Origin of the sequence: Paucimonas lemoignei, assembly GCF_004342585.1 — a bacterium.
In the GTDB taxonomy this organism is placed as follows: Bacteria; Pseudomonadota; Gammaproteobacteria; order Burkholderiales; family Burkholderiaceae_D; genus Paucimonas; species Paucimonas lemoignei.
This window is the reverse complement of record NZ_SLZQ01000002.1, coordinates 109,989-133,095: the sequence shown is the minus strand read 5'-3', so window position 1 is coordinate 133,095 and position 23,107 is coordinate 109,989. Positions and strand designations below refer to the sequence as shown.

The following is a 23,107-nucleotide window of genomic DNA, read 5'->3' as shown; positions in this document are numbered from 1 at the left end:
CTTAACGCTTGGGCAAACCACCCAGCAAGGCAGCCAGTTTAGGCTTCTGTGACTTGCCGGAAGAAGCAGCCTTTGACGCAGGGGCTGGAGCAGACGTAGGCGCACTGCTGCTTTCCAGCGCAGATACCGGCGCAGGCTTTTCCGGCTCATACGGCTTGAGGAACCAGGGATCGATCTTTTCCTTGCGCGGCAGCGGCGCAGCAGCGCCCCGACCGCCTCTTTCCTCATCGCGACGAGGGCGACGTTCACCGCCATAGCTGCCCCGGCTTTCTTCACGGCGCGAACGGCCTTCGCTGACATGCCCCGCGTCCGCGACAAAGCCGGGCAACTCCGTGGGCACCAGCTTCTTCTTGATCAGCTTTTCGATATCCGCCAGCAGCTTGGCATCCTTTTCCGTCACCAGCGAGATCGCATCGCCCGAAGCGCCGGCGCGGCCCGTGCGGCCAATGCGGTGCACGTAGTCTTCGGCATTGTAAGGAAGGTCATAATTGATCACGCACGGCAGCTCGGCAATATCAAGGCCGCGTGCCGCGACATCGGTGGCAACCAGGATTTCCACGTCACCCTTCTTGAAGGATTCGAGGGCTGCCATGCGTTCAGCCTGCGACTTGTCGCCGTGAATGGCCGATGCCTTCAAGCCCTGCTTTTCCAGCTCGCGCGCCAGGCGCGAAGCGCCGATCTTGGTATTGGAAAAGACGATGACTTGCTTGAGGCCGCGCTCGCGGATGATGTGCGCGACCGCCCGGCGTTTGGATTCTTCCTCGACCTTGTAAAGGATTTGCGTGACGTTTTCGTTAGTGGCATTGCTGCGCGCGACTTCGATCGTCACCGGGCTGCTCAAAAAGCTGTTGGCCAGCTTCTTGATCTCCGGCGAGAAGGTCGCAGAAAACATCAGGTTTTGCCGCTGCTTGGGCAAGAGGTTGATGATGCGCTGCAGGTCCGGCAAGAAGCCCATGTCCAGCATGCGGTCCGCTTCATCCATCACCAGGATTTGCGTCTGCGACAGATTCAGCGTCTTTTGCTGCACGTGGTCCAGCAAGCGCCCTGGCGTCGCGATGACAATTTCCACGCCGGCGCGCAAGGCAGCGGTTTGCGGCGCCATATCCATGCCACCGAACACGACCGTCGAGCGCAAAGGCGTATAACGTGAATATGCCTTGACGTTGTCCGCCACCTGGTCCGCCAACTCTCGGGTTGGCGTCAGGATCAATGCGCGCACCGGATGACGGGCAGGCGAAGCGCTGCTATTGGCATGCGCCAGCAACAATTGAATGATCGGCAAGGAGAAGCCGGCGGTCTTGCCGGTGCCGGTCTGCGCCGCGCCCATGACATCACGCCCTTGCAACACAACAGGAATGGCTTGCGCCTGGATCGGCGTCGGGTTGACATAGCCTTGGTCGGCGAGCGCTCGCAAAATCTCGGGAGACAAGCCGAAATCTTCGAAACGAATGGATGCAGGATTAGCTTGCGCTGGAGCGGATTGATTCTCGGACATGGCTTATGGAAGGGTCCCGTGAACTGGATGCCCGGTGAAGGTAGGCATGAAGCGGGATAATCGTCAATCGGATTTATCTAGATTTTTCTATTATACGCCACTGAAGACAGAGAAGCCGTCGCGGCACGAGCCGGGGCCATTTTAACGAGTGGCGCATAATATTGGCCTTGAAAGGAATTGCTATGTCTATTGACAAAAAGAATACTGCTCATTCCTCCGAAAGCGCCCTGTCAAGATTCTCCCGCGGCACTGTCACACGCCAGCTCTTTACTCCTGAACAGATTCAGGAAAGCATGGCGCTGACACGGCCGCCTTCGATCAAAATTGCCAGCATTGCAGGGTTACAGGCAGCCTTGGCATTATTGGCGGCTATCGTCCTGACATACTTTTCTCCCTGGACGCACATGATCGGGTATCCCGCGCTCGGCGCCCTGGCCTCGTTATTCGGACGTTATGCCCCTGTCCGCGATCGCATGCGCATCGTCGCGATTTGCGCGCTGTTGCTGACCTTGGCCGTACTGATTCCTTCATTGGCTTCTCTTGCCGGCGCCTCGGCCACGATCATGGTGATGGTACTGGCACTTCTTGCTGGCGCCTCAACGTTTGCCGTCAACCATTTACGCCTGGGCGGACCAGGTGCGGTGATCATCGTGTTTGCGGTGGGCGGTGCGCTGGCGCCGGTAGAGTCATGGCAAGCCGCAACCGAAAGGGCGATCGCCACCGCGGCCGGCGGCATTGTCGCATGGATCGTCTGCGCGCTGACGGATCATATGCGGACGGTGGAATTGGCCAGCCTGGACATGCCTGCCCCGCCCCATCGCTCGCTGAGCCATGAATTGATTGCCGCCGGTCGCATTACCCTTGGCGCAGGGATTGCCGCGTTCATTGCCCATGCCGCCGGATGGCCGCATCCGGCCTGGGCGGCAATTGGCGCGACGGCCGTCATGCAAGGCGGGCATTTGCATGTCACCATGAACCGTGCCCTGCAGCGCATGGCGGGCACCATTGTCGGCGCCTTCATTGTCTGGAGCATCCTTTCACAGTCGCCATCGTTCTGGATGCTGGTTGCGGCGGTAGTCATATTCCAGTTTCTGACCGAAGTGATCATCGGTTTTAACTATGCGCTGGGACAGATTACCGTCACGCCCATGGCCTTGCTCATGACTTATCTGGTCGCCCCGGCCCCAACAGCCACCAACATGCCGTTTGAGCGGGTGCTGGATACCATTCTCGGCGCCGCGATCGGCATCGTATTTGCCGTCATTTTTTCTACCGTGGATGACCGCGCCTTTCTGGCCGCGCATAGAAAAAAACCATGATGGCTTGAGTTCATAGTTGTTCCTGCACCGTTTGACGCAACGCCTGCTGACGCAAGCGGCTGAAATTCAAGGCCGCCGCAAGCACGCCAAAGGCGCCGAACACCAGAATCATGCTGGTGCCGACATGCTCCACCGTCAGCCCTGCCGCCGCCACGCCGGCCGACTGCCCCAGGAAAAAGCAAGATGCAAATGCCGACACGGCGGCACCACGCCGCTCCGGCGCCATTTGCGTTGCGTTGATCTGCAGAGTGTTGTGCAACATGTAGAAGCCAAGCCCGGCAATGAAACACGCAGGAATAGCCCATTGCCACGCCGGAGCCAGCCCGACAGTCGCGAATGATGTGCATACCAGCACGCCGCCCCAACGCGCCAAGCCGACCTCGCCCAGCCTTTTCACCAATACGGCCGCCGTGGTGGCGAACAGAAAGCCGCCGAAGCCGAACAGCATGACCAGCGAGCCAGCTTTCGACAACGAAATGCCATGCACATGATGCAAGTGCGAAGCGATGAAGGCGAATGCTCCGTACAGGCAGGCGCCTTCCAGGAATACAGTCAGCAGTACGACTCGCGCCCAAGGCACTGAGAGCACCTGGCCGAATTCGCTCAACATGCGTTGCACCGCATGCCCTTCCACCTTATGCATGGTTTGCGCATGCGCAGGCAAGCGACGGCTCAAGCTCAGCAGGATCATACTGATCAGGCCGAAGCCCATCGCCACGCCCCAGAATGGCACACGCCAACTGAGGTGATCTGCCGTGAATCCGCCCACCAGTACCCCGGCGGACACTCCCAGAATTTGTCCAATAAGGAAGCGTGCCAGTACCGGCTGGCGATTTTCATATGGGATGACATCGCCGATCCAAGCCATGGCGAGTGGAATGATCGCGGCTGCCGTCGCCCCCGCAAATAACCGCGCTGCCAACAGCAGCCCGTACGTCGGCGCCAATGCACACATCGCGGCAGTGATGGCGCAAGCGATGCAAGCCCAGGCGATGACACGGTACTTTCCGTAACGGTCGCCCACCGGACCGAAGAAAAGCTGCGATACCCCATAGGCAACGGCAAAGCAGGTAATGACATATGAGGCCATGCCCAGAGAGACATGGAACTCGTTTGCCAATCTCGGCAGCAGCGCATCGGTCAGGCGCAGTGATATGGCGCTGGCAAACGCGGCAAGTGACAGAGCGAGAATTGCGGTGGAAGGGATGGAATCGGAAGATGCGTCCGGGGAGCGAGAATTCATGAAGCGCTTTCCATCATGGTCACATGACGAAAAATTGATTGGGCTAGCGATAGAACGAGTGTAACAGCATCTTTTAACCTCCGCAGACGGCATCACTTATCTAATTGATTAAACGCCTTTCCCAGTAGACCAGTCGCTCGCCACATTACGACACCACGCGCGATCCGCAAAAAAGGCCAGATATCCACACACAAAATTCACATTTCCTCCACTAATTAGTCACTGCCAGTTGTTACCTTAATGCGTTCTTCAGCCAATACTGGGTAATAAATTTTCAGGGGAGCCACCTCGGTATAACCACAACGCCGCCGTGCTGCCGACCGTTTGTGCATTTTCTATTTGGCGCCTTTTAAAATTATCAAAAGCATGTCTTTCCCTAAGCAATTCACCCAACCAGATAAACAAAACGTACGGTTTCAGGTCGTTTTCCGTTCCCATCTTAGTTTTGCTGTTGTGATGGCTGGCGCATTGTTGGCTCTATATAACGTGCGTTTTTGGCATTCCACATTTGCCGCTCTATGGAACGGCTCAGTCATGGACTCGCTATTTATCGCATCATTGTTTGTTATCTTACTCATACTTTATTCATCTTTTTTCTTGCTCATTCCCGGACGACGGGCATTAAAAATTGTGGCGATATGCAGCTTCATTATTGCCACGTTCGCATCATATTCTGCCGACACTTATGGAATATTTATCGACAGGGATATGGTGCGCAATTTGTTTGAGACGGACAAACGTGAAGTTGGTGCCCTGCTGAATTTGCGCTTTTTTGCCTACGCGGCGTTACTCGGCGCGCTGCCATGTTTTCTTATCCTGCGATGCCACATACAGCCTTATGGAATAACGCAACGCTTGAAGCACGGTATTTTGTTCTTGGTTGGCGGTACGGCGTTATGCGTTTTTTTAGTCTTTGCCTTTTCTGCGCACTACAGTTCCTTTTTGCGTAAGCATAAGCCCCTGCGCTATCTGTTGACTCCGGCAGCCGCGGTTCAAGGCACGATCCAATATGCCCGAAGCATTATTCCGGACGCGCATGCCAATCTACTCGTCGACAAGACTGGGACAACGATTAGGCCTGCCGCAAATGCAGGCGATAAGCCTTTGCTGATGTTTTTAGTCGTCGGTGAAACTGCACGCGCACAGAATTTTCAGCTTGGCGGCTATCAACGTCCTACCAACCCTGAGTTATCGAACATTGATGGTCTTTTTTACTTTAACAACGTGAGCTCTTGCGGGACATCGACCGCCATATCACTCCCTTGCATGTTCTCTCATCTTCAGAGGGACAACTTTAGCGTCAGCGCGGCAGCGCGCACGACAAATCTTCTCGACGCGCTGAAAAAGGCAGGGGTGAAGGTCGAATGGCGAGACAATAATTCTGGAAGTAAGGGTGTTAGCGCCCGAATCACAACCATCACTTACAGCCCGAATGACTATACGGATAAGTGCAACGCTGAATCGTGCTTTGATGAAGTCATGTTGAAGGGACTGAATGAGCGGATAAACGCCACTCGGGAGGACACTGTCCTCGTATTTCACCAAGTCGGTAGCCATGGCCCGGCATATGCAAATCGCTATCCACAGGCATTTGAAAAGTTCACGCCGGTTTGCCGCACCAATGAACTCAATGAGTGCACGGACGCTGAAATTCGCAATGCCTACGACAATACCATCTTGTATACAGATCACAACATCGCACAACAGATCAAGCTGTTGCAATCCATGTCAGACCGTTTTGACTCATTACTGATCTATGTTTCCGACCATGGTGAATCATTGGGCGAGAAAAGCCTGTATTTGCATGGCGCTCCCTATGTGTTTGCGCCAGATGAGCAGAAAAAAGTTCCTTTTATGGTATGGATGTCTGATGGGTACAGAAAACGAAATCACGTAAACCAGCAGTGTCTGAAATCGCTGCTATCTCGTGCCTACAGCCATGACAATCTGTACCATACTGTGCTCGGCTCCATGAGTATAAAAAATGACGTTTACAACAAGGAGCTCGATATATGGGCGGAATGCCGGGTAGGCGCGAACGATAGCTAAAGACAGATCTCCATGAAGATGGGGGGTTATCCGGTGCGATGGTCGATCTCGGCAGCCAAAGAAGCGGCTACCAGTTCACTGCAACCTGAAGATACTTTAACGATAGCGGCCAAGGTCGCCGGAGTATCGACTCTGCTGCCGCTTACTGTGCCCGATTGTGTTCCCGGTTTCAGAATAAAAAAGGGCTTACAGCAGAAACGCTGCAAGCCCTTAATTTATTGGTAGGCCTCCGCGGAGTCGAACCGCGCACCAACGGATTATGAGTCCGCTGCTCTAACCAAGCATGAGCTAGAGGCCCTATGAAAACACTTCACTATCCGACCTATTTTCTTGCTTCAATGGGTCAGGTTGAGGGTCAAGGATTATACCTTTTGAGATAGAAAAAGCTGAGTGTCGGGCCTCCAAAGGACGTCAACTCTTTTGACCAAAAGCGTCTCAAATTTCCTCTTGCGCATGCTTGGGAATTACTTAGTTTTCCTCGTCCGCGCCGTAGACATCAGGGACCAACAAAGGGGCATTGAACAGATTCAGTCCAAGTGCCTTTTCTTTTCGCAGAACACGCCTCATTACACTTGTCGTGTAGGTAATTCGCTTCAACTCAGCATCAGGCAAGCTTCCATACTTTTCCAACACATGGTCAATTATCCCAAGTTCGTTTTTAGTGAAGCGGCTACCTGATGGTTTGTCGTCAACATTCTCAAACAGCTCGTATTTTGGCTGCCGCTGTATAACAAGTGAGCCTGCTCGATTATAAATGGACAAATTGATACCCAAAGATTCCAACTTCTTTGGATGCAGCTCCACCCAGTACGGCCCATCCTTTTGACGGATTATGTACGAGTCAGTGAGTCGCTCACCTAGCTCGTCAATTGCTCGCGCCTCTATTAAAAAAGCCAGCTTATGCAAAGCAAAATATGAAAGAGTCGGTCGTCTTGCAGTAATCTGATCAATTAGTTCTCTTGTTCCTCGACTTGTTCGGGCCGTTGTTCTCTTCGTCGTTTTCTTTGCGGTACGCCTAGTAAGCTCTGCAATAAACTGGTAATCAGACAACTGATTTGCGAAACTTCGATGGATCATCGCCCGCTGCCCAGGGTGATAAGCAGGGATCAGCATTCTATTTAGCCAAGGATGTGCAGTTCGTACGTGAGTTCTTAGGTCTAATTCATGTTCCTCAACAAGCCCGCATGCCTTCAATGCAGTTCCTCCGAGCGTTACAACGATCTTCGGGTCTATCAACTCAATCTGCCTTTGCAAAAACTCGGCGCAGTTTTTTATCTCTGTTGGAGTCGGTGTCGCATTGTTTCCCTTTGCGTCTTTGGGATTGCACAACACTGCATTTGTTACGAACAGCTCATAACGGTTTAGGCCGACTTGTTCGAGTAGCGACTCAAAGTTGTGACCAGACTTATCACCGTGGAACGGTATTTGCGACTCGTCTGCACCTAGTCTGCCTGGTGCTTCACCAATAAACACTACTTTGGCAGTAAGCGAACCGCTTGCCGGCCCCAACACTCGCTCACTGTTGCACATTCTTGCGCACTTATTGCAAGCTTTTACATCTGAAATAAGTTGCGAAAATTTCTTTTCAATTGTTCCTTTTGCCAATTCCATTCAATCCCTAAGTGATTCGCGCCAAAGTAGATAAGTTTGCCAGCGATTTGTCTGAGTACGCGTGCACAGAATGGCAAATCAATTTTCCAGCTGTCTTTCCTGATTCGCCAGCTATAAAGCCGAGGAGCTGCCCAAGTGCAATAAAATTACCGAGAGCCTTGTTGAAATAGTCATGGTTGCGATAAACAACAACAAGGTCAAGTACGTTATTTGAGTGCCATAAGAGTTCACCGAAGTGCCAGCAGGGTCCACCGCGAGTGCGTGGAGCATCGGTTGCAGGAGAGGAAAGATGAAAGACAAGCCCTGTTGTATTTCGTTGCTCCCAGGTCGTCAGCTTCTCAATCACACGCTCCAGTTGATTCACAGGCTCGGGCCGTCCAAAGGCGATTAAACGCTCAAAATATGTGCCCCATCGCCCTCTATTCCGAGACCACTTCATGGCTCTGCGATGCCGGGTCAAGTATTTTGAATAAAGTTCGGCCCGTACCGGGAAACGCTGATGTAATGAAATAGGAAAGATAGTATCTATTACGTCTTCAATTCGTTCTACTCCCGCTGTTCGATGCGGTGAGTAATCTTGCAGCCACTGAGAGTCTAACTGTGTCGGCTGTGCAATCTCAGTAATAAGATTAAACGCTTCGCCGCGACCTTGAACTATTTTTCTGGCTCCGGTTTGCCACGCTTCGAGGCACGTTACTTCCTGTACGTCCAGCATTCCTCACTCCTGTTGATTTCGTTTTTTTATTAGGCGTATATGATATTGAGCGGGCATCTAGATCTACTGAAATAGTCCCTCCGCCATTTTCTTTTAGTAAATGAAACATGGCGTAGCCCTGAAAAATCGCTTCCTGCCATTGTTTAGCAGTGCATTGCTTTACTTCTAAATTGGCACTCAACTTCTTGATTGTTTTCAGCATCCCGGTATCAATAGAATTTATGTCCCGGTAGTAATTGCGCTCTGCTGCTTGATTGAATACAAAGACCGAAATAGCTTCCTCTAAAAAGATCGCTCTAGCTCCATCTTCGATTCGGTCAATATCGTCGTCACTCTTGCGCTTCCGCCTCAGGAGAGCCCGAATTACGGGTGACCACCCCAAAATTGCGGTGTAAGCAAGATGGAATACGTCGTGGTAACGGTATCCGTCATCAGCGTGAGCATTGTCGTCAAGTCCATTGCCGACGTACACGTTATTGATGCAAATTTTCACTTGAACAGCGTCGCCTACCTTCTTTTCTTCAAAAACGACTGAAAAGTTGCGGGGAAAACGCTCATCTTCCTCGTAGCCTCTGTCAAATTCAGTCTTCTGTCCTGTGTCAAAAAGCTGCCCGGCCTTGACCAGATTGGCTCTGGCTATGTCTTCAAGGGAGAGCTTATTTCTTGTTGCGAGACTTGCAACATACCAAAGGATGTCGCCCAATTCTTCGGCGACCTCGCGCCTGAAGACGGGATGCTGATTATGAAGTAGGCCCTTTTTATAGGTGCTGTGTAAATCACCGATTTCACCGACAAGGCCGAGCAACGAAATAATTGCTCTTTTCTTTTCATCGGTTCTTTCAACTGCAGCCTGATATTCTTCTAACGTTAGGGTGCTTTCTTTGCCTTTACGACTTTTATTCTTCATTCGGCAGCTCCTTTACACTTGTTTTTTACAAGCGCATTGATTTTACTCATAGTTAGCAATTCTAACGTTACTTGCGGTAAATGTTTCTACATTTGGTACTTTTTTGCTAACGAGTAAATGCCTAGTGAAAATTTGGGCAAAATTTTTTGAAACCCCTTTTCAATGTTTGAGCTGGGATAATTCCCCCCTCCCCACTGCCTGGGATCAAGTACCTATAACTCCTTCTCGCAGAAGTTTATGAACAAGCCGATGACAGTTAGCACAAAGGCACTGAAGCGATTCAAGTAAAGTGCGGTGGTTTTCGACCATGTCGCGGACATGTACTTCATGATGGTGAACTTCTATACAAGCTTCAGCATGTGGGGTGCCGTATATTTCCACCGGATCTAATCCACATTTTTCACAGTACAACTTACCGTGTTCGCGTTTGAACTGGCTCCGCTTTGCTTGCGAAAGCCCCCTAGCACGCTCTTTTACTAAATGTGTGACCAACTTCGGCTTTCCCTCTGTCCATTCTTGGTCTTCTGTTGAAAAGGGTGGCGGTATTTCGGGTAACGGCTCGTTCTTTGGGACAATTGGATAGCCTGCCTCTTTCAGTATTCTGAAACAGGTGGAAGTCACCCCTGCAGTAAAGTGTTTTGGTAAAACCTCAAATCCAAGTGCAAGTTTAGCAGCGACGCCGAACACTGCCTTTGGTGGCAGTCTTTCTCCATCTTCTGCAACGAGATCATAGTCGGTGGAGGCAGCAAACTGATGATCGGCATAGCCTTCCAAAAGCATTTGCACAGCTTTCCAGACATGCTCCGCGCTGACTTTATCTAGTGCCTCGGAGGGGAGTCGTTCTAAGCTACGGTTATCTTTGCGATTATTGGAGGATGTGCCGTTGAATTGCCAACGTACTCTGACTGGTTTTTCGTCGGTAACCTCAACGGCTGTCCCAATTCCTGCATAGGTAAACGGGTCACGCTCATCTGAACGCCAGAAGACATGAACCTCTGCACCTGGTGCGGTCATTCTTTGAATCGTTGGTTGAGTTCGGTGACTGTTAGTCTTGCCACGCCATACAAGATCAGGACCATCGAAGTAGTTATCGTAGTCGTGGCCTGTGCGCCCTGCAGTACCTATGTTGCAGAAGATGAAGTCCGCGCCATCCCGTTCAGCGTATCCAGTGTCCCAAGGTCCTCCCTTGGCATTAGGGTCCAATCCAATGGCTTCTTTGATCTGACTACGCTTGTATGCTTTTCCTACCTGGAAGGTAAAACGGGTCATTTGGCTTAGCCCATTGAAAAAATTGCAGATAGACAATTATAAGGAGAGCAAGGCTAAAAGGTAACTGTGCAGAATTGGTAGAAAGTAGTTGGTTTCAAATGGGTACACCGTATGCGAACCAATTAAGTAACTTCGCTGGCTGGTTCGGTATAGCACCTTGACTAACCCAAATCGTACCGACATAATGCGAACCATCCAAAACGAACCAGTAGGATTTCGCAATGTTTGTCCGTGCCTATCTCAGAGCCTCTACCGCAGAACAAAACGCTAGCCGAGCCAAGGCTGACCTTGAATCATTTGCCAACGAACGGGGCCTGCGGATCGCTGCCTTCTATGTCGAAAACGAATCAGGAGCAAGCCTTCAGCGTCCAGAGTTGTTTCGCCTGCTTTCAGATTGCCATGCAGGAGACATCCTGCTAATCGAGCAGGTAGATCGTCTGTCCCGTCTAAATGCCGAGGATTGGGACAAGCTCAAGGCCGAACTTCAATCACGTAGGGTCCGTGTGGTCGCCCTCGACCTTCCTACGTCTTGGATGATGACCAACACGACTGACGAGATGACTTCGCGGATGATGGAGGCCTTGAATGGGATGATGCTCGACATGCTGGCAGCGATCGCAAGAAAGGACTACACGGACCGACGCAGGCGGCAGCAACAAGGCATCGCAAAGCTCAAAGCCGAGGGTGGCTACAAAGGACGAAAAGAGGATACTGAACGCAATGAAGCTATCATGGAGATGCTTCGTAGGGGCGACAGTTGGAACCACATTATCGCTGCTAGTGGCTGTTCTAGATCGACGCTATCCCGACTCTCCCATCGGATCAAGGCTCGCAACGATGTCGCAAGCATTACACCAAGGAAATAATTTATGCGATTATTCCAGTTCAATCAGTATGCAAAATGAACAATGGGATCGCCTATACAAATAACCGAGAACAGCTCACCTCATGTCAATGCTTGTGAACACAACCGAGAGATTAAACAGGCAGCCCATCGCATTTGGTGTGTATTCGAGGAGTTGAGGAGATTAGACCCTGACATGCCGCTTCAGCAAGCTGCGACCCTGATTACCGTGGCCTTACGTGAAGGCCTTGGTGTCATCGAAGCAGCGAACCTGACAGACCAAACCACCGCGTCGATCACGCGCAACCTCCAAGCTCTCGGACAGGTACACCGCACAGGCAAGCCGGGTCTGAACCTTGTAGAACTCAAGCCCAATCCTGAAGATGGTAGGAAGAAGACCTGCCATCTCACTCCAAATGGACTGGCCCTTGTAACGAAGCTGGCACTTCACGTAGGACGCTAATGAACATTGACTTCGAGGTTGAATGGGACGGTCCAGGGGACTATGTGCTGGTCCCGGCAGCAGTTCGCAATGGTGCGACATGGGACGGTAAGCCCATCCAGATTGCATACACAGAGAGGTTCGCTGCGATCCAACATGAACTGGAGGAACTCAAGGCCTTCTTTACAGCTGCAGGCATTGTGACCGACCCAATCTGGGAACAGGGTGGCGTGATCTACAAGATCGACGACTATCTTTGACACATAAAATAGTCGAAACACTTGGGGCCACTTTGAGGTGGCCTTTTTTATTTCATCTCCACACGGACAGTGATCCTGCAATTACTACCCACCTTAGGTAGAGCAATCCAAACTACATGTCGACTAAGCCAATTACTGTTCAATAGTCTTTTTATCGACGCTGTGTAATTACTCCACACATTTAGGAACGATAAGTCGAGCTTCGTTTCGAGATGGACCCGGCGACTCAATCCCAAAGCGCAGGAAGTACCTTCATCGTTTGCACAATTACGCGGTGCCTGTCTTTGGTTATCAGTATTTGCAAGCATCGACTCAGCACATTACAGAAAGTCCACGCGACCGCTATCCCCTCCAGTGGTGCCGCTGCACATCATCAAGACACCGAGCATTTTACTTTGTGAAGACCGATTCAAATCTGAGCAAGCTGCTCATTTTTTTGACCACATAATCCAAATAAATCAATCACTTATGGAATCCCCATTATGTACTATCAAGAGCAAGACGAAACGCCTGTCTATCGAGTTGCTTCAGTCGCCTATGAACGACGACGCGTCGATCCTCCTATTACGATCAATGGGAAGGAAGTAAGTCGGTATCCGTCACCTGTTGTGACTGAGTATGTCGACATGAGGACAGGTGAAGTCATTCCCGCAAAGACTCTGAGGAACAATCCTGAAGTATGGCCCGTCGTGTATTTGAGCGAGAACGCTCTGAGACGACAAGCTGTTCTCAATACTCTGAGGGAGGAAGTCCGTCATTTTGCTTTGTTCGTCCTCTCATTTAGGAACCACCGGCGAGGTGTAACTCCCGGAATGGACAAACTGGTCGTATGGTATGCGCGACTCAACGAGCAACGACCTGCCAATGTTCGCCGCAACGTGAAAACCCTAGAAAAGACAGGAATCCTCGCTGGATCATCTCTTCTTGGTCCGTTATTCCAGTTCTCTGGCAGGCACACCAAAGCGAGAGAGCATCTTGGCGAGGATGGTGCTGCATCAGCCAAGTACCTAGTGATGTCGCTCAAAAAGCAAGCCAAGGGCTTCCAGCACTCACCTCTATCCCAACCTGTTCAAAAGGTCAGCAGGTCGCAAATGAGTGTATCGCCTCAGCATCGAAAGACTCTTATGTCCGGTAATAGTCGATACTTCCATCATGTTCAGTCCTTTCTCAAAAAGACGCGAGGTTGCCTCATGCCTCAGGTCATGCAGGCGTAGTCCTTTGATACCACATGCGTTACATGCCTTTGCGAAAGCTGCACTAACATTATCCCTATGTAGGCTCACTAAGAAGTCGCTCGATGTGCGGGGGATGTACTGGATGGCTGATGCTGCTCTAGTAGACAAAGGAACGATCCTGGATTCTCCATTCTTCGTATCATGAAGGTAGGCCATTCTGGTATCTAGGTTGATGTCGTTCCATGTCAGATTAGCCAGTTCACCACGCCTCATTGCCGTTTCGATTGCGAGAATAACGATGGCCTTGAGCAGCACATTTCCTGTCTTGTCGCAGTAGCCCAGCAGGAGTTCCTCCTCTCCAGCAAGAAGCCGTCTATCACGTCCTCTCGGGAGCTTTGGCTTACGCATTGCCTTCACTGGATTGAAAAGTGTTTCATACCCCCAGTCCTTACGAGCGACCTCGTATAAGTGCGAGATCAACGCCAAATCCAAACGTACGGTATTCGACCCTACTCCCTCTTCTAGTCTCGAATCACGGTAGAGTGCCAGATCAGCTCCGCGAATTTGAGACAGTGGCTGGGCGGATAAAGGATTCTTTTGCCATCGCCGTAACCTAGACATCTCTTGTTGTCGTCCCTTCTTTGAAGGGGTTACCTCGCTTGCGTACCGTTCCAACGCGTCATGCAGAGAGACCTTGTCAGCCTTGCGCATTGCTGACGCAAGTCCTTGTAGAACCAACCGCTCTTTCTCGTTAGCCCACAAAATTGCGTCTTGCCTAGACTGAAATGTTTTGGTCTGCTCAGGATAGCCTTGTAGGCGTACACGAGCTTGGTATTGTGAGGGTCCTCGCTTCCGAATTTGTGCCACTTGTTATCTCCATGTTGAAGACCCAATGGCGCAAAAATGGCGCAAAAGTGAGAAATGAGTAGGGATACTGAAGGTATCTAGAGGGGGAAGACACAGGTCAAAGTGAGTAGACACTGTCTCTGCACCCCGCATAAACAAAAAGGGCTACGCCTTAGCGTAACCCTCTGTGTTTATTGGTAGGCCTCCGCGGAGTCGAACCGCGCACCAACGGATTATGAGTCCGCTGCTCTAACCAAGCATGAGCTAGAGGCCCGTTAAACTTGTACTACCAGCCTGCTAGCTTAACTACCTTCCAGGAAGCTCTTGAGCTTATCGGAACGTGAAGGATGGCGCAACTTGCGCAGCGCCTTGGCTTCTATCTGGCGGATACGCTCGCGGGTGACGTCGAACTGCTTGCCGACTTCTTCCAGCGTATGGTCGGTCGACATTTCGATACCGAAGCGCATGCGCAGCACCTTGGCTTCGCGTGGTGTAAGCGAATCCAGCACATCCTTGACCACACCGCGCATGGAGGCGTGCAGCGCGGCGTCGCTTGGTGCCAGCGTATTGTTATCCTCGATGAAATCTCCCAAGTGAGAATCGTCATCGTCGCCGATCGGTGTTTCCATCGAAATCGGTTCCTTGGCGATCTTCATGATCTTGCGGATCTTATCTTCCGGCATTTCCATCTTCAGGGCCAGTGTTGCCGGATCCGGCTCGGCGCCGGTTTCCTGCAAAATCTGACGCGAGATGCGGTTCATCTTGTTGATAGTCTCGATCATGTGCACCGGGATACGGATGGTGCGCGCCTGGTCGGCGATGGAACGTGTGATCGCCTGGCGAATCCACCATGTCGCATAGGTCGAGAATTTATAACCGCGGCGGTATTCGAACTTGTCCACCGCCTTCATCAAGCCGATATTGCCTTCCTGGATCAGGTCGAGGAATTGCAGGCCACGGTTCGTGTACTTCTTCGCGATCGAAATCACCAGACGCAGGTTAGCCTCGGTCATTTCGCGCTTGGCCTTGCGGGCTTTCATTTCGCCGGCCGACATCTTCTTGTTGATGACACGCAGATCCGGCAGCGGCAACACGACGCGCGCTTGCAAGTCGATCAGCTTTTGCTGCAATTCCTTGATGGTCGGGACGTTACGACCCAGCACAGCGCTGTAGTCATGGCCGGCGGCGACTTCGCCATCGATCCAGTCGAGATTGGTTTCATTGCCCGGGAAGACCTTGATGAAGTGGGCGCGCGGCATGCCGCAGCGGTTCACGGCCACATCGAGGATTTGTTTTTCGATATGGCGCACTTCATCGACCTGGCCGCGCAGCGTGTCGCACAGCTTTTCGACGAACTTGGCGGTGAAACGGATGCCCAGCAATTCGTTGGAGATGGTTTCCTGCGCCTTGACGTAGGGCTTGGAGTTGTAGCCTTCCTTTTCGAAGGCCTTGCGCATCTTGTCGAACTGCGATGCGATGTCGTGGAATTTGGCCAGGGCGTCGCGCTTCAGTTGCTCGAGCTGCTCTGCCGAGAAACCTGCGGCGCCACCGCTGGCGGAAGCTTCCTCTTCTTCTTCCTCTTCTTCCTCTTCGTCCTCGTCTTCCTCATCTTCATCATCGGAGGCAGCCGCAGCCGTAGCGGTCGGCGCAACGTCTTCCGAAGCGTTCGGGTCGACCATGCCGTCGACGATTTCGTCCACCTTGATTTCCTCGGATTCGATGCGCTCGGCAGCGGCAAGAATCTCGGCGATGGTGGTGGGGCAGGCGGAGATCGCCTGGATCATGTCCTTCAGGCCTTCTTCAATGCGCTTGGCGATTTCGATTTCGCCTTCACGAGTCAGCAGTTCGACCGAGCCCATTTCACGCATGTACATGCGCACCGGATCGGTGGTGCGGCCAAAGTCGGAATCCACTGTCGACAGCGCAGCTTCGGCAGCCGCGTCGGTATCCTCGTCGGAGGTGACGTTGGCGACGGCGTCGGACAGCAGCAAAGTTTCGGCATCCGGGGCTTGCTCATAGACGGCAATGCCCATGTCGTTGAAGGTGCCGATGATGCCCTCGATCGCTTCCGGGTCGACGATATTGTCCGGCAGGTGATCGTTGATCTCGGCGTATGTCAGGAAGCCGCGGTCCTTGCCCAGCTTGATCAGGGTCTTGAGCTTCTGGCGGCGGCGCTCGAGTTCTTCCTCGGAAGCCTCGGCATCGGACGAGAAGGCGTCTTTCAGGAAGGCTTTTTCCTTGGCCTTGCGATCCTTGGCGCGAGCTTTATCAGCAGCCTTCAGCTCTGCGCGTTCGACGGCGTTGAGCGCGGCGACTTCATCGTTCTCCGGCTGGAAGTCCTTGGGTTTGCGGCCACGGCGGCCGGGCACTTTCACGCCCGGCAAAACGTAGCCGGAAGTATCGATTGCCGCCAATGCTTCGGCATCGGTAGTCTGACTGACCGGCGAAGCAGCCGTGGCCAGAACAGTCGCCTTGGCTTCTGCGGCCTTGACTTCTGCTGACTTGGCGGCCTTGCTGGCCTTACCTGTAGTTTTCGCTTCGGTTTTCTTGGTCACGGGTGCTTTCGCTGTAACCGGCGCTGTCTTGGCAGCGCTGGTGGATGTTGGTTTGGCAGCGGCGGTTTTCGGCGCTGCTTTCGACGTTACCTTAGATTGGGTCGAGGCGGCTTTCGTCAAGGATTTGACCGGGCTTTTCACAGTTGATTTCAGGCTTTTTTCCGCAGTTGTCGTTTTGCTCTTGGCTGTAGTGGCCGCCTTGGCTGGTGCAGGTGCCTTGGCCGGCTTGGCGGCGCTCTTGGCTGCCGTCGGCTTCGTGCTCTTTACAGCCTTGGTAGAGGATTTCGCGGAGGTCTTGGTCGCGGACTTCTTCATTGCGTTCGCCATGGAATCAACTGTCAATTAGAGGTTAATCTTGCTACGCGGTTCATGCATCTGATGCATTTGTTCCGGCCCCAAAACCCGAAGCACATCGCATGGAAATTCCCCGCATGCGCAGCGATGCGAGGAGTGCGATGCGCTAAGGCCTTGAATCAAAAGCTTTTAATTATAGCACAGACGCAGATGTTCCTTCAAAGATACGAACCAAAATTGCTATATTTACCACGCTATCCCTGCCCGGATTCCGATTGCGCCTCACGCCGCAATTGATCCTGCTGCATCATCAACTGGCGATAACGCTGCCGCGCCTCATCCGATTGCAAGCCGCTTGCCGCCAGTTGCTCCATCTCGGCTTTCAAAAGCTTCATTTTAGTCTGTCGTAGCGCCCCGGCAAGCTCGAGGCGGGCGGTATTGACATCAGATTCTTGATCAGCCGCAATTTCCGCTATCAAATCTTCAAATTCTCCGCCTGTGGCACGCAATTGCTCCGCCAATGCCGCAAAGGTCGCATGCTCGCCCATGGCTTGGCTGGCGGCCGCCAATTGCGCCCAGATTTCAGTGCGTTCGGGCACCAGGCGAGCAAGGACTTCCAGCGCCTCATGGTCAAGGCTCGCCGCCAGCACCGGATGCGCCACCAGCAACCGGAGAATCTGCCGTTCCAGACCGACCGGCGCCGGGCGGCTGGTTTTCGGCGGCGCTATCCGCGCGCGCGCCACCGGCTTGGCCAGTTCGAACAATGCCTCGATTTCAGCAGGCGTGGATTGCGTCATCTGCGCCAGCGAGCGCACGATCTGCAGGCGCAAGGCGGACGCCGGCATCGCTTGCAGCAGCGGTTTGGCATCGAACTGCGCACGCGCCCTGCCCTCGGCAGTGCGAAGATCATGTTCACCGGCGACTTCCTTCAGCAGGAAGCGCGACAGCGGCATGGCATCCTTGATTTGCGCTTCGAAGGCTTCGGCGCCGAATTCACGCACGTAGCTGTCGGGGTCGTGCTCCGCCGGCAGGAAGAGAAACTGGATGGTTTTATTGTCGCCGGCATGCGGCAGACAGGCATCCAGCGCACGGCGCGCGGCGCGACGGCCGGCGGCATCGCCATCGAAGCTGAATACCACGTGGTCAGTCTGGCGTAGCAGCTTTTGCACGTGGGTCGGCGTGCAGGCGGTGCCGAGCGTGGCCACGGCTTGAGGAAAACCGAGTTGCGCGAGCGCGACCACGTCCATGTAACCTTCCGTGACCAGAACATAGCCGGCATCGCGAATCGCCTGGCGCGCTTCGAACAGGCCGTACAGCTCGCTGCCTTTCTGGAACAGCGGCGTTTCCGGCGAGTTCAGGTATTTCGGCTCACCCTGTTCCAGCACTCGACCGCCGAAGCCGATGACTTGGCCCTTGGTATTGCGAATCGGGAACATGATGCGATCACGGAAGCGATCGTAGCGCTTGCGGCCAGCGCCCTCTTCCTCGCTCTTGTCGATTACCAGACCAGCCTCAACCAAGGCTTCGTTCTGATAATCGGGAAATACCGTCTTCAAGCCATCCCAGGCATCGGGCGCATAGCCCATGCCGAAACGGGCGGCGATCTCGCCGGATAGGCCGCGCTTTTGCAGATAAGCGATGGCATTCTGGGCGCCGCGCAACTGCTTGCGGTAATAGTCGCAAGCCCTGGTCATCACGTCGGACAAGGCCAATGACTTGGCTTGCGCTTCTGCACGCTGCGCCGGCGGCAAGCGATCGTCGTCGTTTGGCACGGTCATGCCGACGCCTTGCGCCAACTCCTTGACGGCGTCGACAAAGCCGATGCCGGAATATTCGATCAGAAAGCCGATGGCCGTGCCGTGCGCGCCGCAACCGAAACAGTGATAGAACTGTTTCGACGGACTGACGGTGAAGCTGGGGGATTTTTCGTTATGGAAGGGGCAGAGCCCCATGAAGTTGGCACCACCCTTCTTCAGCTGGACATACTTGCCCACCACGTCGACGATATCGACGCGGTTGAGCAAATCCTGGATGAAGGACTGCGGGATCATGGTGCTGCCTGAGTTGCTGCCCGTACTGCCACCGGCGTCAATGCGCGCTGCACCCGGCAGCGCGACGCCGATGGAATCAGGCCTTGGTCAATGCCGCTTTTACCTGGGCGGATACCGCCGTCATGTCGGCACGCCCGGCCAGCCTGGCTTTCAGCACACCCATGACCTTGCCCATGTCTTGCGGACCGGCGGCGCCGGTCGAAGCGATGGCAGCAGCAATTTCCGCTTGCACTTCCTCATCCGACAAGGCAGCCGGCATGTAAGCCGAAAGAATGGCCAGTTCGGCTTTTTCAGCATCCGCAAGATCCTGGCGACCACCTGCTTCGAACTGGGCGATGGAATCCTTGCGTTGCTTGACCATCTTTTCGATGATGCCGAGGATCAGGGTGTCATTGAGCTCGACGCGCTCATCGACTTCCTTTTGCTTCATGGCAGCAGTCAACAGGCGGATGGTGCCGAGGCGGACACTATCCTTGGCGCGCATGGCGGCTTTCATGTCTTCGGTGATTTGTTCTTTCAGGCTCATGCGAACTCCATGGTCAATTGACTAAAAACACCAAAACCCGCTGCGGACCGTTTCCGGAGCGGGTTTGCGCCAGGTCCGCAGCGAAGCGGACGTGAAATCAGTACAGCTTTTTCGGCAACTGCTGGCTGCGGATGCGCTTGTAGTGGCGCTTCACGGCAGCGGCGAGCTTGCGCTTGCGCTCTGCAGTCGGCTTCTCGTAAAACTCGCGCGCACGCAACTCGGTCAGCAGACCGGTTTTTTCGATAGTGCGCTTGAAGCGACGCATAGCAACTTCGAACGGCTCGTTTTCTTTCAGGCGAATAGTGGTCATGTACGAATCAAACCGGGAAAAATTATGGAAAGACGGCGAGTGTAGCAGCTTTTATGAGCAATGGGAAGATCTATCTTGCCATGTTTGCTTTTACTCAAATTACCAGATTTCCTATACCGCCTGCCCTGCCGCCACGCCGGATGACCAGGCCCACTGGAAGTTGTAGCCGCCGAGCCAGCCCGTGACATCCACGGCTTCGCCGATGAAATACAGTCCGGGCATCTTATTCGCCATCATGGTTTGCTGCGACAGTTCGCGGGTATCGATGCCGCCGCGCGTGACTTCCGCCTTTTTATACCCTTCCGTGCCATCGGGCGTGATGCGCCAGCGGTTGAGCGATTCGCCAAGCTGTCGCAATTGCTTGTCCGGCAAATCGGCCAGGCGCGCCTCGCCTTTCATGCCTTGCACTTGCAGCCAGCTATCCGCCAAGCGCGCGGGCAGCCATTGTGCCAGCGTATTGGCCAGGTTTTTCTTGCTGCCGGCTTTGGCTTGCAGCAGGGCTTCAGTCAGGTTCTCTTGCGGCGCTAGGTTGATAGTGAGCGCGGTGTTTGGTTGCCAGTAGCTGGATATCTGCAGCACCGCTGGGCCAGAAAGGCCACGGTGAGTGAATAGCAAGTCTTCCAGAAAATAGCCGCGCGATTTTTTCTCGCCGGTTTCGATTTCCACTTCCAGGGCGATACCTGCCAGGGGCACGAAGGGTTGCCATTCGCTTGCGCCGAATGTCAGCGGCACCAGCGCCGGGCGCGGCTCGATCAGTTTCAGATCGAACTGGCGGGCGATGCGGTAAGCGAAATCGGTAGCGCCGATTTTCGGAATAGACAAGCCGCCGCTGGCAATCACGACGCTCTTGGCGAGAATTTCACCGGCATCCGTGTCGACGCGATAAGACTCTCCTGATTTGCCGATTGCTTCCACCTTGCATGGCATACGCCAGGCGACCTTGCCGGCATCGCATTCGGCCTTGAGCATGGCGATGATGTCTTCGGCGGAGTCGTCGCAAAAGAGTTGTCCCTTGTGCTTTTCATGGAAGGGGATGCGATGACGCTTGACCAGGTCGATGAAGTCACGCGCCGTGTAGCGCGACAAGGCGCTGCGGCAGAAGTGCGGATTCTCGGAAAGGTAATTGGATGGGCCGGCATCGAGGTTGGTGAAATTGCAGCGCCCGCCGCCGGAGATACGGATTTTTTCCGCCAGGCGGGTGGCGTGGTCGATCAGGACAACACGCTTGCCGCGCTGCCCTGCCACGGCGGCGCACATCATGCCGGCGGCGCCGGCGCCGATTACTGCAACATCGAATTCTTGGCTCATGGATTACGCTTGATAGGTAATCCATGATTGTACGGTGAATGGCTGGCTGGGTGCTTGCCTGATGCGTTAGCTTGGGCTTTTCCAGGGCCTTATCAGCCTGCGGCGCACTCTTGCAATTGCGCGGCGCTATCGGAGCAATCATGGCTTTCACCAAATTGATCGGCGCAACGCACGACGTCGCCGATGACGATGATGCTGGGGCTGCCCAGTTGCGACGCTTCCAGGTCTTGCGGCAAACGGGACAAGGCAGTGATCAACTGCGCTTGCGTTGTGCCGGTGGCCGACTGAATGACCGCGACAGGCGTCTCCGGCGCCTTGCCGCCTGCCAGGAGCGCCGCCTGGATGTCGCGGCTGCGCGCCACCCCCATGTAGATGACCAGGGTGAGATTCAGCTTCGCCAGCGTCGCCCAGTCGGGATTGGCTTCCGGGGTCTTGCCATGGCCGGTGACGAAAATCGCGCCCTGACTCCAGTCGCGGTGCGTCAGTGGAATGCCCAGCGTGGCAGGCGCGGCCAACCCGCTGGAAATACCATTGACGACCTCCACCTCGATGCCAGCGGCCTGCAAATGTTCGCGCTCTTCGCCGCCGCGGCCGAAGATGAACGGGTCGCCGCCTTTAAGGCGCGCGACTGTGTGGCCGTCCTGGGCTTCGGCGATCATCAGGCGCTCGATGAATTCCTGCGGAGTCGACTGGCAACCGCCGCGCTTGCCGACCTGGACGACTCGCGCTTGCGGCGACGCCAGTTCGAGAATCGCCGGGTTGACCAGGTCATCGACCAGTAAGACGTCTGCCCGGCCAATCGCCTTGGCTGCTTTCAATGTCAGCAATTCAGGATCGCCGGGGCCGGCGCCGATCAGATATACCTTAGCTTGGGGGTGTGATGTCTTTTTCATGGTGGCTCTGCCTTGCTCGTATCTGCTTTGATACTAGCAAGCAGTGTTCCACCTGCTCGATGATGGGTTGCGGTATCGGCTGCGCGCCATCCAGCGCTTCCTTGATCCAGGCTGCCGTGACCTGCGCATCATTTGTGGGCGGCAGTGGCGGCAATTCATCGACCGGCCCCTGCTTTTGCACCAACACCGTGCGCTGGCCTTCGTGAAACCATTCGATCTGCTGAGCCCGCCGGGCATTGGCGACGGTCTCGCCCTCGGTGCCGCGCATCAGGAAGGCATCGCCGCGTTCAGCCGGCGCGGCAGTGGTGAAATAGGCCGTCAACAATTCCAGGTATTCGGGATGCGTATAGGACGTGAGACGCAATGCCGGTTGCACGAAAGGCTGCATGATCTTGACCAGCGTGTGCGTGGAACTGCGCACGCCGAGAATGCGGCGCAAGGACAGCTGGTGCGCCAGCTTCGGCGCCAGCATATCGATGGGCATGAATGCCGGCAGGCCGCGCGCGAATTCGGCTTGCGCGGCTTGAGGCGTGCCGGCAGGCGGCAAGCCGAGTTCATGAAAGATTTCCGCGGTCGTCACGCGCTTGGGATCGTGCAGCATGCCATGCACCAGCACCGGCGCGCCGGCACGGGCCAGCAACAGGGCCAGGAGCGGCGTAAGGTTGGGCATGTTGCGCGAGCCGTTGTAGCTGGGGATGACGATCGGCGCATAGTCACCGCCAGGTGCTTCCAGCAATGGGAAGGACCGCTCGGCGGCATCGAGAAAGCCGGCAAGTTCGTCGATCGATTCGCCCTTGATGCGCATGGCGAGCAGGATCGCGCCCAGCTCCAGATCTGACACGCGGCCTTCGAGCATGGCGGTGTACATGAGGTCGGCATCGGCGCGCGTCAGGCTGCGCGCGCCATCCTTGCCGCGGCCGATTTCCTTGATGAAGCGCGCGGCGGCAAGCGGTTGATTATCGTGTAAAGGTTCCATGCGCAAAGCTTACTACGAA

Annotated in this window: 20 protein-coding genes and 2 tRNA genes; 6 read left to right on the top strand and 16 right to left on the bottom strand. The window is 54.3% G+C overall.

What is annotated here, in order from left to right; all coding sequences use genetic code 11:
• Position 1: 1 nt before the first annotated feature.
• Positions 2–1,495 carry a DEAD/DEAH box helicase gene (locus EDC30_RS03795; protein ID WP_132257454.1) on the bottom strand — a complete coding sequence of 498 codons (1,494 nt, stop codon included), beginning with the start codon at positions 1,493–1,495 and terminating at the stop codon, positions 2–4.
• A 182-nt stretch (positions 1,496–1,677) separates the two neighbouring features.
• Between EDC30_RS03795 and EDC30_RS03790 the strand changes: the two genes are divergently transcribed.
• Positions 1,678–2,814, top strand: a complete 1,137-nt coding sequence (locus EDC30_RS03790; RefSeq protein ID WP_132257452.1) for an FUSC family protein — start codon at positions 1,678–1,680, stop codon at positions 2,812–2,814.
• A 10-nt stretch (positions 2,815–2,824) separates the two neighbouring features.
• Here EDC30_RS03790 and EDC30_RS03785 read toward each other — a convergent pair whose 3' ends face one another.
• Entirely contained in the window at positions 2,825–4,057 is a 1,233-nt protein-coding gene (locus EDC30_RS03785) for an MFS transporter (RefSeq protein ID WP_132257450.1), read from the bottom strand.
• Between the two features lie 366 nt (positions 4,058–4,423).
• Here EDC30_RS03785 and EDC30_RS03780 point away from each other — a divergent pair, with 366 nt between their 5' ends.
• The gene (locus EDC30_RS03780; protein ID WP_132257448.1) at positions 4,424–6,106 is read left to right on the top strand and encodes a phosphoethanolamine transferase; all 1,683 of its coding nucleotides are present in this window, start codon (positions 4,424–4,426) and stop codon (positions 6,104–6,106) included.
• 219 nt (positions 6,107–6,325) lie between these two features.
• On the opposite strand, the gene EDC30_RS03775 is transcribed toward EDC30_RS03780, so the two are convergent.
• The 5 genes from EDC30_RS03775 to EDC30_RS03755 form a co-directional block, all read right to left on the bottom strand.
• Positions 6,326–6,404 (bottom strand) — tRNA-Ile (locus EDC30_RS03775).
• Between the two features lie 170 nt (positions 6,405–6,574).
• Complete coding sequence (locus EDC30_RS03770; RefSeq protein WP_132257447.1) at positions 6,575–7,717, bottom strand: uracil-DNA glycosylase family protein; 1,143 nt, start codon at positions 7,715–7,717, stop codon at positions 6,575–6,577.
• A 7-nt stretch (positions 7,718–7,724) separates the two neighbouring features.
• Positions 7,725–8,432, bottom strand: a complete 708-nt coding sequence (locus tag EDC30_RS03765; protein ID WP_132257445.1) for a thymidylate synthase family protein — start codon at positions 8,430–8,432, stop codon at positions 7,725–7,727.
• Entirely contained in the window at positions 8,347–9,339 is a 993-nt protein-coding gene (locus EDC30_RS03760) for a nucleoside triphosphate pyrophosphohydrolase family protein (protein ID WP_132257443.1), read from the bottom strand. The genes EDC30_RS03765 and EDC30_RS03760 overlap by 86 nt, the downstream gene beginning before the upstream one ends.
• A gap of 204 nt (positions 9,340–9,543) precedes the next feature.
• A complete protein-coding gene (locus EDC30_RS03755; protein ID WP_132257441.1) occupies positions 9,544–10,608 on the bottom strand; it encodes an HNH endonuclease in 1,065 nt (354 codons plus the stop codon).
• Between the two features lie 221 nt (positions 10,609–10,829).
• Between EDC30_RS03755 and EDC30_RS03750 the strand changes: the two genes are divergently transcribed.
• The 3 genes from EDC30_RS03750 (at position 10,830) to EDC30_RS03740 (ending at position 12,154) form a co-directional block, all read left to right on the top strand.
• A complete protein-coding gene (locus EDC30_RS03750) occupies positions 10,830–11,474 on the top strand; it encodes a recombinase family protein (protein WP_132257439.1) in 645 nt (214 codons plus the stop codon).
• A 174-nt stretch (positions 11,475–11,648) separates the two neighbouring features.
• Positions 11,649–11,915, top strand: coding sequence for a MarR family winged helix-turn-helix transcriptional regulator (locus tag EDC30_RS03745; RefSeq protein ID WP_132257438.1), 267 nt, complete (start codon positions 11,649–11,651; stop codon positions 11,913–11,915).
• Positions 11,915–12,154 carry a hypothetical protein gene (locus tag EDC30_RS03740; RefSeq protein ID WP_132257436.1) on the top strand — a complete coding sequence of 80 codons (240 nt, stop codon included), beginning with the start codon at positions 11,915–11,917 and terminating at the stop codon, positions 12,152–12,154. The genes EDC30_RS03745 and EDC30_RS03740 overlap by 1 nt, the downstream gene beginning before the upstream one ends.
• A 1,055-nt stretch (positions 12,155–13,209) precedes the next feature.
• Here EDC30_RS03740 and EDC30_RS19980 read toward each other — a convergent pair.
• The 3 genes from EDC30_RS19980 to rpoD all read right to left on the bottom strand — a co-directional run bounded on the left by EDC30_RS19980 (position 13,210) and on the right by rpoD (position 16,730).
• Complete coding sequence (locus EDC30_RS19980) at positions 13,210–13,737, bottom strand: site-specific integrase (RefSeq protein WP_424446901.1); 528 nt, start codon at positions 13,735–13,737, stop codon at positions 13,210–13,212.
• Between the two features lie 633 nt (positions 13,738–14,370).
• A tRNA-Ile gene (locus tag EDC30_RS03730) sits at positions 14,371–14,449 on the bottom strand.
• A gap of 28 nt (positions 14,450–14,477) precedes the next feature.
• A complete protein-coding gene (gene rpoD / locus EDC30_RS03725) occupies positions 14,478–16,730 on the bottom strand; it encodes an RNA polymerase sigma factor RpoD (protein WP_243656641.1) in 2,253 nt (750 codons plus the stop codon).
• Positions 16,731–16,758: 28 nt separating this feature from the next.
• Between rpoD and EDC30_RS19670 the strand changes: the two genes are divergently transcribed.
• Positions 16,759–17,076: a hypothetical protein gene (locus EDC30_RS19670; protein WP_243656640.1), complete on the top strand. Its 318-nt coding sequence runs from the start codon at positions 16,759–16,761 to the stop codon at positions 17,074–17,076.
• A gap of 202 nt (positions 17,077–17,278) precedes the next feature.
• Here the strand turns inward: EDC30_RS19670 and dnaG are convergent, their stop codons facing one another.
• From dnaG to ybiB, 6 genes are all read right to left on the bottom strand, one after another.
• A complete protein-coding gene (dnaG, locus tag EDC30_RS03720) occupies positions 17,279–19,075 on the bottom strand; it encodes a DNA primase (protein ID WP_132257430.1) in 1,797 nt (598 codons plus the stop codon).
• A gap of 76 nt (positions 19,076–19,151) precedes the next feature.
• The gene (locus tag EDC30_RS03715; RefSeq protein ID WP_132257428.1) at positions 19,152–19,601 is read right to left on the bottom strand and encodes a GatB/YqeY domain-containing protein; all 450 of its coding nucleotides are present in this window, start codon (positions 19,599–19,601) and stop codon (positions 19,152–19,154) included.
• Between the two features lie 97 nt (positions 19,602–19,698).
• Positions 19,699–19,911 carry a 30S ribosomal protein S21 gene (rpsU, locus tag EDC30_RS03710; RefSeq protein WP_005665410.1) on the bottom strand — a complete coding sequence of 71 codons (213 nt, stop codon included), beginning with the start codon at positions 19,909–19,911 and terminating at the stop codon, positions 19,699–19,701.
• A gap of 111 nt (positions 19,912–20,022) precedes the next feature.
• Positions 20,023–21,219 (bottom strand): BaiN/RdsA family NAD(P)/FAD-dependent oxidoreductase, encoded by a 1,197-nt coding sequence (locus tag EDC30_RS03705; RefSeq protein WP_132257427.1) that lies wholly within the window; start codon positions 21,217–21,219, stop codon positions 20,023–20,025.
• Positions 21,220–21,311: 92 nt separating this feature from the next.
• Entirely contained in the window at positions 21,312–22,112 is an 801-nt protein-coding gene (cobA, locus tag EDC30_RS03700; protein WP_132257425.1) for a uroporphyrinogen-III C-methyltransferase, read from the bottom strand.
• Positions 22,084–23,088 carry a DNA-binding protein YbiB gene (gene ybiB / locus EDC30_RS03695; protein WP_132257424.1) on the bottom strand — a complete coding sequence of 335 codons (1,005 nt, stop codon included), beginning with the start codon at positions 23,086–23,088 and terminating at the stop codon, positions 22,084–22,086. The genes cobA and ybiB overlap by 29 nt, the downstream gene beginning before the upstream one ends.
• Between the last annotated feature and the right edge of the window lie 19 nt (positions 23,089–23,107).